Source organism: Bradyrhizobium sp. Kon58 (genome assembly GCF_055807455.1).
In genome coordinates, this window is the sequence record NZ_JBVVOT010000049.1 from 13,930 (window position 1) to 28,691 (window position 14,762).

12 protein-coding genes are annotated in these 14,762 nt (G+C 66.0%); 6 read left to right on the forward strand and 6 right to left on the reverse strand.

Annotated features, from left to right (window positions below):
- Positions 1–13: 13 nt before the first annotated feature.
- The gene (locus tag AC0L20_RS37800; protein ID WP_473295366.1) at positions 14–1,471 is read right to left on the reverse strand and encodes an NAD(P)/FAD-dependent oxidoreductase; all 1,458 of its coding nucleotides are present in this window, start codon (positions 1,469–1,471) and stop codon (positions 14–16) included.
- Positions 1,472–1,563: 92 nt separating this feature from the next.
- Between AC0L20_RS37800 and AC0L20_RS37805 the strand changes: the two genes are divergently transcribed.
- Both AC0L20_RS37805 and AC0L20_RS37810 read left to right on the forward strand, forming a co-directional pair.
- Entirely contained in the window at positions 1,564–2,097 is a 534-nt protein-coding gene (locus AC0L20_RS37805; RefSeq protein WP_473295367.1) for a SixA phosphatase family protein, read from the forward strand.
- 87 nt (positions 2,098–2,184) lie between these two features.
- Entirely contained in the window at positions 2,185–2,610 is a 426-nt protein-coding gene (locus tag AC0L20_RS37810) for a universal stress protein (RefSeq protein ID WP_007602088.1), read from the forward strand.
- 945 nt (positions 2,611–3,555) lie between these two features.
- On the opposite strand, the gene AC0L20_RS37815 is transcribed toward AC0L20_RS37810, so the two are convergent.
- Positions 3,556–3,792, reverse strand: a complete 237-nt coding sequence (locus tag AC0L20_RS37815; protein WP_456769128.1) for a DUF1127 domain-containing protein — start codon at positions 3,790–3,792, stop codon at positions 3,556–3,558.
- A 183-nt stretch (positions 3,793–3,975) separates the two neighbouring features.
- Here AC0L20_RS37815 and AC0L20_RS37820 point away from each other — a divergent pair, with 183 nt between their 5' ends.
- Positions 3,976–5,319 (forward strand): aminotransferase-like domain-containing protein, encoded by a 1,344-nt coding sequence (locus AC0L20_RS37820; protein WP_473295368.1) that lies wholly within the window; start codon positions 3,976–3,978, stop codon positions 5,317–5,319.
- Positions 5,320–5,345: 26 nt separating this feature from the next.
- Here the strand turns inward: AC0L20_RS37820 and AC0L20_RS37825 are convergent, their stop codons facing one another.
- Entirely contained in the window at positions 5,346–5,933 is a 588-nt protein-coding gene (locus AC0L20_RS37825; protein WP_473295373.1) for a hypothetical protein, read from the reverse strand.
- A 79-nt stretch (positions 5,934–6,012) separates the two neighbouring features.
- Here AC0L20_RS37825 and AC0L20_RS37830 point away from each other — a divergent pair, with 79 nt between their 5' ends.
- On the forward strand, positions 6,013–6,447 hold the full coding sequence (locus tag AC0L20_RS37830; protein WP_027566871.1) for a hypothetical protein: 435 nt from the start codon (positions 6,013–6,015) through the stop codon (positions 6,445–6,447).
- A gap of 2 nt (positions 6,448–6,449) precedes the next feature.
- Here the strand turns inward: AC0L20_RS37830 and AC0L20_RS37835 are convergent, their stop codons facing one another.
- The 3 genes from AC0L20_RS37835 to AC0L20_RS37845 form a co-directional block, all read right to left on the reverse strand.
- Entirely contained in the window at positions 6,450–8,849 is a 2,400-nt protein-coding gene (locus AC0L20_RS37835; protein ID WP_473295369.1) for a bifunctional diguanylate cyclase/phosphodiesterase, read from the reverse strand.
- Between the two features lie 112 nt (positions 8,850–8,961).
- Positions 8,962–10,365, reverse strand: a complete 1,404-nt coding sequence (locus AC0L20_RS37840; RefSeq protein ID WP_473295370.1) for an MFS transporter — start codon at positions 10,363–10,365, stop codon at positions 8,962–8,964.
- A gap of 163 nt (positions 10,366–10,528) precedes the next feature.
- On the reverse strand, positions 10,529–11,035 hold the full coding sequence (locus AC0L20_RS37845) for a YciE/YciF ferroxidase family protein (protein ID WP_027566868.1): 507 nt from the start codon (positions 11,033–11,035) through the stop codon (positions 10,529–10,531).
- A 426-nt stretch (positions 11,036–11,461) separates the two neighbouring features.
- On the opposite strand from AC0L20_RS37845, the gene AC0L20_RS37850 reads away from it, so the two are divergent.
- A complete protein-coding gene (locus AC0L20_RS37850; protein ID WP_473295371.1) occupies positions 11,462–12,544 on the forward strand; it encodes a lysylphosphatidylglycerol synthase transmembrane domain-containing protein in 1,083 nt (360 codons plus the stop codon).
- Positions 12,545–12,699: 155 nt separating this feature from the next.
- Complete coding sequence (locus AC0L20_RS37855) at positions 12,700–14,652, forward strand: SGNH/GDSL hydrolase family protein (RefSeq protein ID WP_473295372.1); 1,953 nt, start codon at positions 12,700–12,702, stop codon at positions 14,650–14,652.
- The last annotated feature ends 110 nt before the right edge of the window (positions 14,653–14,762 follow it).

Below are 14,762 nucleotides of genomic sequence, written 5' to 3' on the forward strand. Positions count from 1 at the left end.
AGTTTTTCTCACCTTATCGCGAGGCGCTCTCGTCCTGCGGGACCGGTTCCACGGCTTCTGCCACAGGCTTCGGCGGTGGGGCCGGCCGGGGCCGAATCTCGGGCGCCGGCCGGCGCGGGCCGGTGCCGGCGGCCCGGTTGGCTTCGGCGAGGCGTGTCTCGCGTTCCCGGTCCTTGACCCTGGCGCGCTCCCGATAGCGGGCAAGCGAGCCTGCGGCAGCGGAACTCGCCCTGCCCCAGATTCCGACCAGTTGGCCGGCAACCCGCCCCGTCGTTCCCCCCGCCCAGACCAGCTCGAACGGTGAGAACAGCTTCCAGCGCTCGTCGCCCCACAGGATGCTGCGCGCGATCAGCTGCCCGGCCATGGCCGAGGTGTTCATGCCCTGGCGGCCGAACCCGCTGGCCACCCACAGGCCTTTGCGCAACTGGCCGATCTGCGGCATGCCATGCACGGTCTGGCCGGTGGCGCCGCCGAAGGTCTCGGTGATCTCGACATTGCCGAGTTGGGGAAAGATCGACCGGATCCGCCGCCTGACGGCGCCCGCAAAGCGTTGCGGGCGCGCCGCCCAGGTGGTCTCCGGGCTCTCCCACATCAGGCGGTCGCCGTCGACGATCCGGAAATGATCGACGCCGTCGGAATCCATCACCGATCCCTTGAAGGCGATGATCTCGTGCACGCGCTCGCCGAGCGGCGCGGTGATGCCGGCATAGCGCCAGACCGGCAGCAGCGTTTCCGACAGGCGCCGCAACGGCGCGCCGAGATGGATGTTGCCGGCGAGCACGATATGGGTGGCGCGCAGCCGCGCCGAGGGTGTGACGATCCGCTTGCGGATGCCGGAATGATCGATGCTGACGACCGGCGTATCCTCGAAGATGCGCGCTCCCGCCCGCCGCGCCAGCGCCGCGAGGCCATGCACATATTTGCGGCCGTCGACCTGGAACGCCTTCGGATAATACACGCCATGAAAGTAGTGATCGGTCTTGAGCACTTCGCGGACGCGATCGACCTGCCAGCCCTCGGCCTCGGTGTCGAAATCCTCGTTCAGCATCTGCAAGCGGCTGATCAGCCGGTCGCCGGCATCGACGTTGGAGACCTCGAGCACGCCGTCGGTCGGGCCGATCCCGGGCATGTTCTCTTCCGTGGCATTGGCCCGGACGAACTCGGCGCCCGCTTTCGACAGCGTCCACAATTCCCGCGCGTCCTCGAAGCCGATGCGCTCGATCAGCTCGGCGAGCGGCAGCGCGAAGCCCGGCATGACGGTGCCGAGTTGATTGCCGGAAGCGTTCCAGCCGATGTGGCGGCCCTCGAGCACCGCGACGCTGGCCCCCAGCCGGGCCGCTTCGAGCGCGATGGACAGTCCGGCAAGCCCGGCCCCGATGACGCAAATGTCCGCATCGAGGTCGAACGACAGCCGCGCCCGGTCGCGAAAGCCGGCTTCTTCCTGGGACACGCTTGTGAAAGTCTCGCTCATGTCGTTTCTTAAAGGACTGAGCGGCCGCTTGTCACCTTGTCCTCGACCAGCGCCTGTAGATTATCCTGGTCGTGTAACGATTCGAGAATGCCATGCGCCGTTTGCTGCTGCTGCGTCACGCCAAGACCGAGACCGACGCGCCGAGCGGCCGCGACCAGGACCGCCGGCTCGACGACCGCGGCCACAAGGATGCCGCCGAGATCGGCGACTGGATGGCCTCCCATCCCCCCTTTCCCGAGGCCGTGCTGGTGTCGCATGCGGTCCGGGCCCGGCAGACCTGGGACATCGCCTGGGAGACCATGAAGGACCGCGTCGCCGCGCCGCAGGTGGAGGTCCTGCCGGAACTCTACGGCGCCGATCCCGCCCAGATCCTGGAATCCATTCGCACTGCAACCGTCCCGGCCGACCCAAAGCAGTTGCTGCTGGTCGGCCACAATCCGGGCATGCATGAGGTCGCCTTGATGCTGATGGGCAGCGGCGATCCGGCCGGCGCCAAGGCGCTCGCCGACAATCTGCCCACGTCGGGGCTTGCGATCTTCGACTTTGACGTCAAGGATTGGGGCGACGTGGCTTACCGCCGCGGCAAGCTGGTGCAGTTCGTCAGTCCGAGGTTGCTTCGAAGTTAAGGCTGCTTCGAAGCTAAGGCTGCTTCGATCGGGTTGATCGCGCGACGTGCCGGCAAGACGTCCTGACTGGAAGATTTGGAGGCGCAGATGTTCAAGTCCATCCTCGTGCCCATCGACCTCGCCGACACCGACCTGGCCAAGCCGGCGATCGCGACCGCGGCAACGCTGTCACAGACCTGGAGCGGCGTGGTGCGCCTGCTCAACGTGCTGCCGATGACGCCGGTGATGCTGGCCGAATACGTGCCGGCCGATTTCGACGAACAGCAGCGCCAGACCTCGGAAGAAGCCCTCGCCATCGTCGCACGCGAGTCCGGCATCGAGCCATCCCGCATCTCCAGCGTGGTGCGCCAGGGCGGCATCTACCACGAGATCCTGGAGGAAGCCGTGCACATGAAGGCCGAGCTGATCGTGATGACCTCGCACCGGCCGGCGATGCGCACCTATTTCCTCGGCTCCAATGCCGGCCATGTCGTGCGCTACGCAAAATGCTCGGTGCTGGTGGTCAGGCACTGAGGGTTGCGGCGAAACTCAGCATTGCAAGCAGCCAGGTCGTAGCCCGGGTGAGCGAAGCGATACCCGGGACAGCTCGTATCACGATTCCCGGATATCGCTTCGCTCATCCGGGCTACAAGCCCTTGCGTAGCCGTCGGGCAAAATACCCAAACTGCAGGTCAACGCCCGCCGCTGAAAATATTCCACTTTACCGAAATTCGGAAACGGCGTATCTGTCGCGGTAACCCGGCCCAAGGAAGAGGGGCGTATCGCGATCGTCACGAACGCGGGCCGGACAGCGGCGGACGCTAGTCACACCGGCGCGAATGGTTTCGCAGGGCGGGCAACCGTGAGCGAAGGCGTCGCGCATACGACCGATGTGATCAGCGTACGGCAAAACCGTGTCGTCCTGACGCCCGGGGTCTGTGCGTCAAGTCTTGTGGTGATGTGGCGGCCCGACCGGGTTCGCGCATCAGCCATCCGCAAGGCGACGGGGGCAATAGTGCATCGCTCCCCGGGGAGAGCACGGCATAAGCCGTAAAACCGCTGCGCAGGGAAGGCCGGACGTTTTGGCTTCACCTGTATGCCGCTGTGCAAATTTCTTACTGCAACTTCGCACAGTGGACTGCGGGTGCCAGCCGGCGCCCGGTCTTCCCTGCGCCCTCTTTCAACTGAGGGCAAGGCGGTGAAGCAAAGCTCGGGCAAAACAAGCCGCGAGAAGGCGAAGGTGTGTCTGCAATGAAAGCGCGAGCTAAAGGAGCGACAGTGCTACCCACAAACGCCGTCATTGCGAGCGCAGCGACTTGTCCGCCGAAGCTTTAGCGAAGGCGGAAGCAATCCAGAGTCTTTCCGCGGAGGGATTCTGGATTGCTTCGCCGCGCTCGCAATGACGATGTCGAAGCAGGTGCACCTGAAAACTCAGTCTGGTGTCCCGGACGCAGCGCGTCCGGGACAAGAGCGAAGCGCTTACAGAAACCGCGTCAGCTCTGCTTTGGCCTGACCGTAGACCGCGTCCTCGATCTGGCTGCGCGTGATGCCGATGTCGCGCAAGGCGCGGTCATCGAGGTCGTTCAGCGTCTTGACGGCGGAGCGTTGCTCCAGGCGGTCGAACAGCGCATAGGCGCCGTTGGCCAGCTTGCGGAAAAATCCGTCCGACGAGGATGAGCGTAAACTCCGCCCGGCGGTCTGCGAGATCGTGGTCATTGTCCTTCTCCGGCCTGTTGTCCACGCGGCGAAGCGGATGCCGTTGGCACAAGCGCCCGAGCGCCTGCACCTCATTTGCGTCGGATTGCTCTCGCTCTCCTCGGCTCAATCGTGAAGCTTGATGGAACTTAAATGCTCCAGTACACTGCTCGGAGCAAGTGAAACATTGATCTCGGTGCAATAATGTCCAAGTTCGAATACGTGAAGCTTGCCGATGCCATTGCTCTCGATATCTCTAACGGCACGTTAAGGCCCGGCGACCGGCTGCCGCCGCAGCGCAATTTTGCCTATGACCGTGGCATTGCGGTCTCGACCGCGAGCCGGGTTTATACGGAGTTGCTCCGCCGCGGCCTCGTCGTCGGCGAGGTCGGCCGCGGCACCTTCATCTCCGGCGCCATCAGGCGCGAGGTCGAGGCGCTGAGCGAGCCGCGCGACGCGCGGATCGATTTCGAGGTCAATTACCCGCTGCTGCCGCAGCAATGGGCGATGATCGCCAAGAGCCTTGCGGGCCTCGAGCGCGTCGACGCGCTCGAATCCGCGCTGCGCGTCTCCACCAGCACCGGCACCAAGAGCGCGCGCAATGCAGCCGCCGCCTATCTCGCACGCAAGGATTTCGCGCCGCAGGCCGAGCAGATCGTCTTCACCGCCAACGGCAAGCAGTCGCTCGCGGCCGCCCTCGCAGCCCTCGTTCCCACCGGCGGCCGCTGCGGCGTCGAGGCGCTGACCTATCCTTACGTCAAGAGCATCGCCGCGCGGCTCGGCGTGACGCTGGTCCCGATTCCGATCGACGAATTTGGCGCGCGCCCCGACGCCATCCAGAAGGCCCATCGCGAAGCGCATCTGTCGGCGCTGTATCTCCAGCCCATCATCCAGAACCCGCTCGGCGTCACCATGAACGCGACACGGCGCGCCGACATCATGCGCGTCGCCGAGAAACTCGATCTCACCATCATCGAGGACGCCGTCTACGGCTTCCTGGCCGACGACACGCCGCTGGCCGCGCTCGACCCCGACCGCTGCATCGTGATCGACAGCCTGTCCAAGAAGGTCGCGCCGGGCCTCGCGCTCGGCATCCTGGTCGCGCCGCCGCGATTGCGTGAGAGCGTGATGAGCGCGGTCCGCACCGGCGGCTGGATCGCGTCCGGCCATGCGCTGGCGTCCGGGCAGCGGCTGATGGCAGACGGCACCGTCGCCGAGCTGACGCGGCTGAAACGCGTCGACGCCGCGCGCCGCCAGCAGGCCGCGGCAAGGCTGCTCGCCGGCTACCAGCTCTCCGCCGATCCACGCTCCTATCACCTCTGGCTCATGCTGCCGGCACACTGGCGCTCGCAGACCTTCGTCGCCGCAGCAGCCCGGCGCGGCATCGCGCTGACACCGTCCTCGACCTTCGCGATCGCCCATGGCCATGCACCGAACGCGGTGCGGCTCGCGCTCGCCCCGCCTTCGTTCGAGCAGCTCGATTCCGGCCTGCGCACGATCGCATCGCTGCTCGGCACCAAGGAAGAGGATTTCGACTCGACGGAGTAACGCGCCGTCCAAGGCAGCAAGGCCATTTAGGGCAGCAAGGCGCTCGGCACGCGATCGAAGCTGTAGCTCCGCGGCTGGTTACGCCGGACGAACCCGCCGATCTGCCAGGCGAACAGCGCGGCAAAGCCGATGATGAACAGCGCGCCGGCGAATTCGCCGATCGCAAGCGCACGGATCAGGAGCCCCATCATCGCCACTGCAAGCACCGCGAGGAAAGCCAACACCACCGCGTAGGTCCTGCGGCCGAGGCCCGCGGTCAACTCGGCGCGGCTGCCGGCCTGCGCCATGCGCGCGTGCAACGCGACGATGAAATTGCGAAAACCATTGTCCTGCGGCGCCATCAGGGCCGCGGTCTGCCAGCTCGTCGACAGGATCGCAATGCGGCCGCCGCCGGTGTGGCTGACATCGGCGCGAAAGCGGTGCTGCTGCATCGACACCGGGCGGAACGACAGCCGGATTGCACTGATCTCGTCATAACGCCATAGGGCCGAACGGCCGCCGATGTGCCAGGACAGCCCCTCCTCCGTCAGCTCGAAGCGATGCGCCGAGCCGATCAGCGACGCCTTGTAGGCGTAGCTCGCACCCGCAGCCGCCTCGGCTCCCGAATCCTGCATCTTCACGATCAATCCAATCCGGGCGATCCCATCTGCGATCCGCTTGCGCGAGCGCCCTGCCCCATCCTACAAGCGGGACATGGCTGAGACGATTTTTTTTCCGCGCCGCCTGATTCTCGGCGCCGCCGTGATCTCCGGCGTGCTGCTCGCGCTCGCCGTGCACATGCTGGGCGCGCGCTACGGGCTCGACCTCGGCGGCCTTTGGCACTCGGACACGCACGAGTTCATACCGGCGGGCGCGGCGATCGCCTGGTGGCTGATCGCCTCCGTCGGCTTCTCCGGCGGTTATTTCACGGCAACATTGATGCAGAGCGCCGTCTCGGGCCAGATCCCGCAACGGATGCGGCAATTCCTGATCGCGGTCGGCGTGCTGCTGCTTGCGGGCGCGGGCCAGGTGGCCTCGGCGCCGAGCCCGGTGCCGACGGTCTCGGGCGTGCTGGCGGGGATTGCCGCGCTGGGCCTCGGTGCCGTGATGGCGTTCTGCGGCGCGCATTTCGCACTGCGCCGCGGCTGACCTCAGGCGGTCGCGCGCAACGGCGGTCGGTCCAGCATGATCGCGACATCGGAAGCAGGCCGCGGCTTGCTGAACAGATAGCCCTGCGCCTGGGTGCAGCCTTCCCGCCGGAGCAGCTCGAGCTGCGCGTCGTTCTCGACCCCCTCTGCCGTGGTGACGATGCCGAGGCTCCGGCCCAGCCCGGTCACGGCGCGGATGATCGCCATGGAATCCTCACGCGTCGCGAGTTCCGACACGAAGGAGCGGTCGATCTTGATCTTGTCGAAGGGGAAGCTGCGCAGATAACTCAGCGATGAATAGCCGGTGCCGAAATCGTCGAGCGAGATGCGTACGCCCATGGCGCGGAGGTCATGCAGCGTGGCCAGCGTCGCCTCGCTGTTCTGGAGCAGCACGGATTCGGTGATCTCGAGCTCGAGGCGGCGCGCGTCGAGCCCGGAGGCGACCAGCGCCTCGGTCACGGATGTGATCAGGTTCGGATTCTTGAACTGCACCGGCGACAGGTTGACGGCGACGTCAACGTCGTCGGGCCAGGTGGCCGCGTCGGTGCAGGCCGAGCGCAGCACGAATTCGCCGAGCTGGATGATCAGTCCGGTCTCTTCGGCCAGCGGAATGAAGTTCATGGGCGCGATCAGGCCACGCTCCGGATGGTTCCAGCGCAGCAGCGCCTCGAACGCGACGACGCGACCGCTGACGACGTCGCGGATCGGCTGATAGTAAGCCTCGAACTCGTCGCGTTGCAGGGCGGCGCGCAGGTCCATCTCCAGCAGACGCCGCGCCTGCGCGCGCGCATCCATGCCGGTCTCGAAGAACCGATAGGTGCCGCGGCCGTCAGCCTTGGCACGATACAGCGCGAGGTCGGCGTTCTTCAACAGCTCGTCGGGATTGCTGCCGTCCTGCGGCGACAGCGAGATGCCGATCGAGACGCCGATGATGATCTGATGGTCGTCGATCTCGTAGGGCGCCGAGATCACCTCGACCAGGCGGCCGGCAAGGGACCTTGCCGCGGTTTCCTCCGAACGTCCGATCTGGACCACGGCGAACTCGTCGCCACCGAGCCGCGCCACCGTGTCGTTCTCGCCGACGGTGGCCTTCAGCCTGCGCCCGACCTCCTTGAGCAGCGCGTCGCCGATGGGATGGCCGAGCGAGTCGTTGATGTCCTTGAAGTGATCGAGATCGAGACAAAGCACCGCGAGCTGGTCGCCCGATCTGGTCCGGCGCAGGCCCTGCACGAGCTGCTCGTGGAACAGCACGCGGTTCGGCAGGCTGGTCAGGGCGTCATGGCGGGCCATGTGCGAGATCTTGGCCTGAGCCTCCAGCCATTCGGTGATGTCCTCGAAGGTCGCGACCCATCCGCCGCCCTGCATCGGCTGGTTCACGACCCGGATGGAGCGGCCGAACCTGGTCACGACGTCGGTCGTGGTGCGGCTCTCGCGCGCGTCGGCGACGAGGCGGGCGAAGAATTCGCCGGCATCGCCCTGCCACTGACCCTTCGCCTGCTCCTCTCGCAGCACGTCGACCAGCAGCCGGCCGGTGAGCAGGATGTCGGTGCGGCCGAGCATCGCGGCATAACGCTCGTTGAACAGGATGATCTTGCCGTCCGCATCGAACATGCACAGTCCCTGCGACATGTTCTCGAGCGCGGTATCCAGCACGACCTGCTGGCGGCCCAATTCGCCCTTGGCGCGGCGATCGAGCAGCGCGGCCACCAGCGCAATCGCGATGATCGCAACTGCGGCACCCGCGGTGAAGAAGGACAACGAGGCCGGCGGGATCGATAACCCGCTGATCGCGAGCGTCGGATCCGGCGTCAGAACGACAGCGCCCATTGCGGTGAAATGATGTGCGACGATGGCGACCGTCAGCAGTGTGCTCGCGGTCAGCGCATGGAAGAGGTCGTCGCGCCGCGCAGCGACGAACAGCGCGAGCGCCGCGAAAAAAATTCCGAACAGCACCGAGGCGGCAACCGTGCTCCCGATCCAGTCGACCCGGGCCGGCATCTCCAGCGCCGCCATTCCGGTATAATGCATCGTCGCGACCGCGGTGCCGACGATGGCGCCGCCGAGCACGATCCACGGCGCGCGCGCGGAGGATGCCGCCAGACTCAGCCCCACGAAGGTTAAGGAGATCGCGAAGATCAGGGAAAGGATCGTCACCGGGATGTTGTAGGCGCCGGCGCCCCCCGGCCCGTAGGCGAGCATCGCGATGAAATGCGTCGCCCAGATGCCGCATCCGCTGACGGCGGCATCCAGGGCGATCCAGACCAGGCGCCCGGAGCCGTGCGTCGCGCGCGCCCGGTGAAACAGGCTGATCGCCGCCGCGCTTGCGAGCAGGCACACCGCGCCGCCAAGCGCCACGAGCCGCCAGTCGTGCTCCTCGGTGAGACAGTAGAGAACTTGATGCATTGCGGGCCCCTATCGACCCACACTTGAACCGACAGAGATGGACAGTCGGTAACCGGCTACATGCCTGTTTCGGGGATGGTGAACGGAAGCTATGTTCAATCGCTCGGATTGTTCATCCGCGCGAAGGTGCGCCGAGGCCGATCACGGCGGCGGCGAGCAGCAGCACGGCCGCCGACACGACCAGCGACAGGTGCAGGCCCGTCATGAACGCGCCCTCCGAGGCTACCAGCGAGCCGAACAGCGCGACGCCGAGGACGCTCCCGGTTTGTCGCGTCGCGTTCAGGACGCCCGCCGCGATGCCGGAGCGTGCCTTCTCGACGCTGCCCAGCAAGGTCGAGGTCAGCGGCGGCACCAGCAGCCCAAGTCCGCTGCTGATCGCGATCATCTGCGCAAAGATCGCCCAATAGCTCGTGCCGGCTTCGATCCACAGCAGGCCGACGCAACCGAGCGCCGAGACGCAGGCGCCGACGACGATGGTCGGGCACGGGCCGATACGCTCGGCGAGGCGCGGCGCCAGCAGATTGACCGGCAGCACCACCCCCATCATCGGCACGAAGGCGAGACCGGTCCACCATGCCGACAGCCCGTTGATCCTCTGGAAATACAGGCTGAGCACGAAGATCAGGCCGTAGATCGCGATGTTGACGAGCAGGCCGACGAGCGAAGTCAGCGCGAACAGCCGGTGGCCGAACAGCGACAGCGGCAACATCGGCTGCGCCGCACGGCTCTCGCGCCAGACGAAGAGCACGGCGAGAATTGCGGCTGCGACAAAGGCCGCGACCACGGCTGGGTGGTCCCAGCCAAGCGCGCCGCCTTCGATGATCGCGCCGGCGAGTGCTCCCAGCGCGCCGATCGCGGTAAGCTGGCCGGGCAGATCGATCTCGCGCGAGCGCGCCCCCGTGGTTTCGCCGGCGTAACGCCAGCTTAACCACAGGCCGACGAGCCCGACCGGCAGATTGACCAGGAAGATCGCACGCCAGCCGACCAGCGTGATCAGCGCGCCGCCGACGAAGGGGCCGGCAGTGAGTGCGAGGCTCGCACCGGCGGCCCAGATTGCAACGGCGCGGCCGCGCTCGCGGTCGTCCGGATAGGCATGATTGAGCAGCGCAAGAGAATTCGGCACCAGGATCGCCGCCGCCAGCCCCTGGACCAGCCGCGCTGCGATCAACACGGTCGCATTGGGCGACAACGCGCAGGCAAGCGAGGCCGCGGTGAAGATGGCGAATCCCGCCATGAAGACGCGCTTGGCCCCGATGCGGTCGCCGAGCGCGCCGGCCGTCAGGATGAATGCGGCAAACGCGATGGTGTAGGCGCTGACCACCCATTGCAACTCGGCGACGCCGCCTCCGAGCGTCCTGCCCATCGCATCGAGCGCGGTGTTGACGATGGTGACGTCAAGCTGCACCACGCCATAACCAAGGCTCATCGCGGCAAGGGTGAGGGATGTTGCAAGGCGGGAGCCGGTATGCGGCGCGCCGGCTCCGAAGGCTTCGTATTTGACGGTGCTTACTCGCATGCTGCCATCTCGGTTGCAGCCCCATGCGAACGATACGCTTCCAACTCGCCGTCATGTTACGACAACGATCGAATGATGGACGCGTGATGGACGTGATGGATATGCGCGAGCGTCGCGCGAACGGCCGCGCGACGCTCTGTCCTGATCCTGGCTGCGCCTGGCCCTAGCTCGCCGCGCGCAGGTTCACCTTGCTCTCGGCGAGCGTGGTCAGCTTTTTGTCGGTCGCCTTCTCTTCCTCCAGCGTCTTGGCGAGCACGCTGGCGCAGTCATTGCGGCCGAGTTGCTTGGCCCAGGCGATCAGGCTGCCGTAGCGGACGATCTCGTAGTGCTCCGCCGCCTGTGCCGCGTTGATCAGCGCGGCGTCGAGCACCGCCTTGTCGGCGACTTCGCCGGCGGTCTCGTCGGCCTCCTCGATGATGCCATCGATCGCCGGGCAATCGACCGCCTTTACCTGCGCACCGTGCATCTTGAAAACTTCCTCGAGGCGCTTGACGTGCTCCCTGGTTTCTTCGAGGTGCGTCAAAAAGCCCTGCTTCAGCTGCGGATCGGTCGCTTTATCCGCCATTTTCGGCAGAGCCTTGGTGAGCTGCTGCTCGGCGTAATAGATGTCCTGGAGCTGATGCACGAACAGGTCGTTCATGGTTTTGATGTCTTTTGTGAACAATCCCATCGGTCCGATCCTCTCGGGTTGTGGGAACACGGAGGCACCGGCTTGCAGGAGAAGCCGGTTATTCCGCCATGTTCGATTGCTGATGCGGCACTAACCAGCGCACGGCATCGTCGTTCCAAAAAAGCCCGCATCCCTTGCGCTGGAACAATGCTGGCCGTGCAGGATCTGAGACCATGTCACGGACGGACGCGACCGACCCCGCGACTCATATGCTTAACGCGCGCCCGATGTGAACCGCGTATGACAAAGTGGCTGGTCCAAGCTGGTCCAAGGCAGAACCTATCCTTGTCAAGGGCTGCACAAGTTACTGTTTTTGCCTTAAATGAGCTACATCATGCCTAGCGATCCAAGCCCACATCGGGCACTGATCGCATCCGACCGGCCAATGTCTGGCCTGGTCGGTCTTGCCCCCCGCCGGGAGGATGAATGCACGGACTGCTGACCGCGCTGAAGCGCGGCTTCACGAGATGGATCGGCTGGCGGCGACTCGGCGTTGCGGCGAGCGTCTTCATCATCACGTTCGCGATCACCACGCTGGTACGTACGCTCAAGGGCATCGACACCGGGGTCATCCTGACCGCGTTGACCGAGATTCCCCGCGGTAACATCGGGCTGGCGGCGATCTGCGTATGCTTCGCGTTCTGTACGCTGACCTTCTACGATTTTTTTGCACTGCGAACGATCGGCAAGAAGCACGTGCCTTATCGCATCGCAGCGCTCTCCAGCTTCACGTCCTATTCGATTGGCCACAATATCGGCGCCACCGTCTTCACCGGCGGCGCGATCCGCTTCCGGATCTATTCGGATTACGGGCTGAATGCGATCGACGTCGCAAAGATCTGCTTCCTGTCGGGCCTGACCTTCTGGCTCGGTAACATCTTCGTGCTCTCGATCGGCATGGCCATCCATCCGGATGCCGCCTCCTACATGGATCAGCTGCCGTCGTCGATCAACCGGCTGATTGCGCTCGGCGGCCTCGCCTCGATCGGCGCGTACCTGGTCTGGCTGTGCATGGGCGAGAAGCGCCGCGAGCTTGGCCAGAAGGGCTGGAAGGTGGTGCTGCCGTCAGCGCCGCTGACGCTGGTGCAGATCCTGATCGGCGTCGTCGATCTCGGATTCTGCGCGCTCGCGATGTACCTTCTGGTGCCGGCCACGCCGCAGATCGACTTCCTGTCGCTCTCCGTGGTGTTCATTTTGGCGACATTGCTCGGCTTTGCCAGCCACGCCCCCGGTTCGCTCGGCGTGTTCGACGCCGCCATGCTGGTGGCGCTGCCGGAGTTCGGCCGCGAGCAGCTTCTGGCCACGCTCCTTGTCTTCCGCATTCTCTATTTCGTGATCCCGTTCGGGCTGGCCATCTCCATCATGGGCACACGCGAGCTCTGGATGAATGTGGTGGAGCCCTGGCAGGAGCGCCGAAGGCTGGCGGAGGCCTGCGCGCAGGCCAACCTGCCCAAGCAGGTGGCCGCGATGGAGCGCGAGCGGTCGCTGCGGCAAGCCAGCAAACGCTGAGCATGATCCGGAAAAAGTGCGAAGCAGTTTTCCGGAAAGGTCATGCTCCAACGATGGTCCGCTAGACGCCGGCCGGCAAAACCGTCAGACCAATGTTGCAGGTGGAGAGCAGCTCTCTTATTTCCGCCTCAACTTTGCCGTTGAAAATACGGGCCATGATCCCTGTATCCCTTCGCCGTTTCCTCGCCGGTGCCCTGCTGCTCGCCGGGCTCCTCACCGTCGTGCCGCCGGAGCGGGCGGCCGCGCAGGACGCGGGCGCCATGCAGATCAGCTGGGAGGTACGCAACCGCTTCCGGCTGTTCCGCGAGGAGCGCGACTTCCTGCTCCACGTCGAGAACGCGCGTAACCGCAGCATTCTCGCCGCCGAGCAATCGCTGGAGCTCCAGAGCGAGGGCCGCGGCTGGGCCCGCAACATGGTCAACCGGCTCTGCATCGACCTCCAGGGCCGGGTCAACCAGCCCTGCACCCGCGACAACACCAAGGAAAACTACCTCACCCCCCTCGACCATCCCGTCACTGTGCGCCTCGCCGGCGCGGTGCCGGTCGGCGCCACCTGCGCCTGGTCGTTCGATGACGGCGACGGGCCGCAACAATCCACCTTCGACTGCGCCGAGCCGATCAATCTGCGGGTCCGCTACGGCAAGCAGACGGTCGCGAGCGTCGACGTCTCCTCCGGCTCCGATCCCACCCAGCGGGTCCAGACCGAGATCCAGGTCCGCGACATCTTCGTCGCTGGCCTCGGAGACAGCATCGCCTCGGGCGAAGGCAATCCGGACCGGCCGCTGGCGCTGTCGGACGAAGGTTTTTGCTTCCGCTCCTATCTCGGCACCGCCGGCGCGCAGTATTACCGGCCGAGCCGGGCCGGCTTCAAGGGCGGCCGCGCCTGCGAAGCTCCGGATACGCTTGCCAACTGGCAGCGCTACAGCGCGCTCTGGTTCAACTCGCCCTGCCATCGATCGCTCTACAGCTACCAGGCCCGCACCGCGCTGGCGCTCGCGGTACGCTACACCCATGTCGCGGTGACCTTTCTGCCGCTCGCCTGCACCGGCGCCAGCATCAGCGACGGGCTGCTCGGCTCGCAGCGTGCCCGTGAATGCCCGCCCGGCAAGACCGGCGTCTGCAACATCAGCGTGAACGCGCAGGTCGCCGAGCTGCGCGAGGCGCTGACCGCCGCTAAGAAACGGCAGCCAGAGCGCACGCTCGACCTCGTGCTGCTCTCGGTCGGCGCCAACGACGTCTATTTCTCCGGCCTCGTCGCCGACGTTATCGTCGAGACCGCAACCGAGCGCGCGATATTCCGGCGCTCCGGCGTGATGGCGAGCGTCGATGATTCCCGCGATGCGCTGGCGCGCGAACTGCCGCAGAATTTCGTCAAGCTGCGCGAGGCGCTGAAGCCGCTGGTCGGCGGCGACCTCTCGCATGTGGTCTACGTCTCCTACGCCAACCCGGCGCTCGCCGATGGCGGCGTGCCCTGCCGCGGCGGCCGCGCCGGGTTCGACATCCATCCGTCCTTCAACGCCGATCCGCAGCGCCTCGCCCGCGTCTCGACCTTCGTCGACACCGAATTCCTGCCGCAACTGAAGGGGCTCGCCACCTGCACCCGCGGCGCGCTGTGCCGCGATCCCGAGGCCGACCGCATGACCTTCGTGGATTCACATCAGGCGGCGTTCGCCGATCACGGCTTCTGCGCGCATTCGGGCAACGATCCCGAATTCGACCGCACCTGCTTTGCCGAGAACGGCCAGAGCTTCAATCCCGACATCGTGAGCGCGGCGAGCCAGCCGATGCTGTGCGGCCGCGGCGCCTCCGAATTCCGCGCCTATCTGCCGCGCGCGCGCTGGATCCGCGACGCCAATGACAGCTATTTCGCCGCGATGACCTATCCGCAAGGCTTGCCGGCAGCAAGCCAGCCGACCGACATCCACGACGCGACCTGGGGCGTGCTCTCCGCCGTCTATGGCGGCGCCGTGCATCCGAGCGCCGAAGGCCACGCGGCGATGGCGGACGCGGCACTGCCGGCCGCAAGCGCCGTGCTGGGTCTGGATGCGGCACCGCCGGGCGTGACACGCGGGCTGCTCGCCCCGCTGCTGCCGGGCGCGCGGCAGTAGACCGCAAAGCGGGCTCCCTCCACATCGTCATTGCGAGCGCAGCGAAGCAATCCAGAGTCTTTCCGCGGTGGAATTCTGGATTGCTTCGCTGCGCTCGCAATGACGAGATT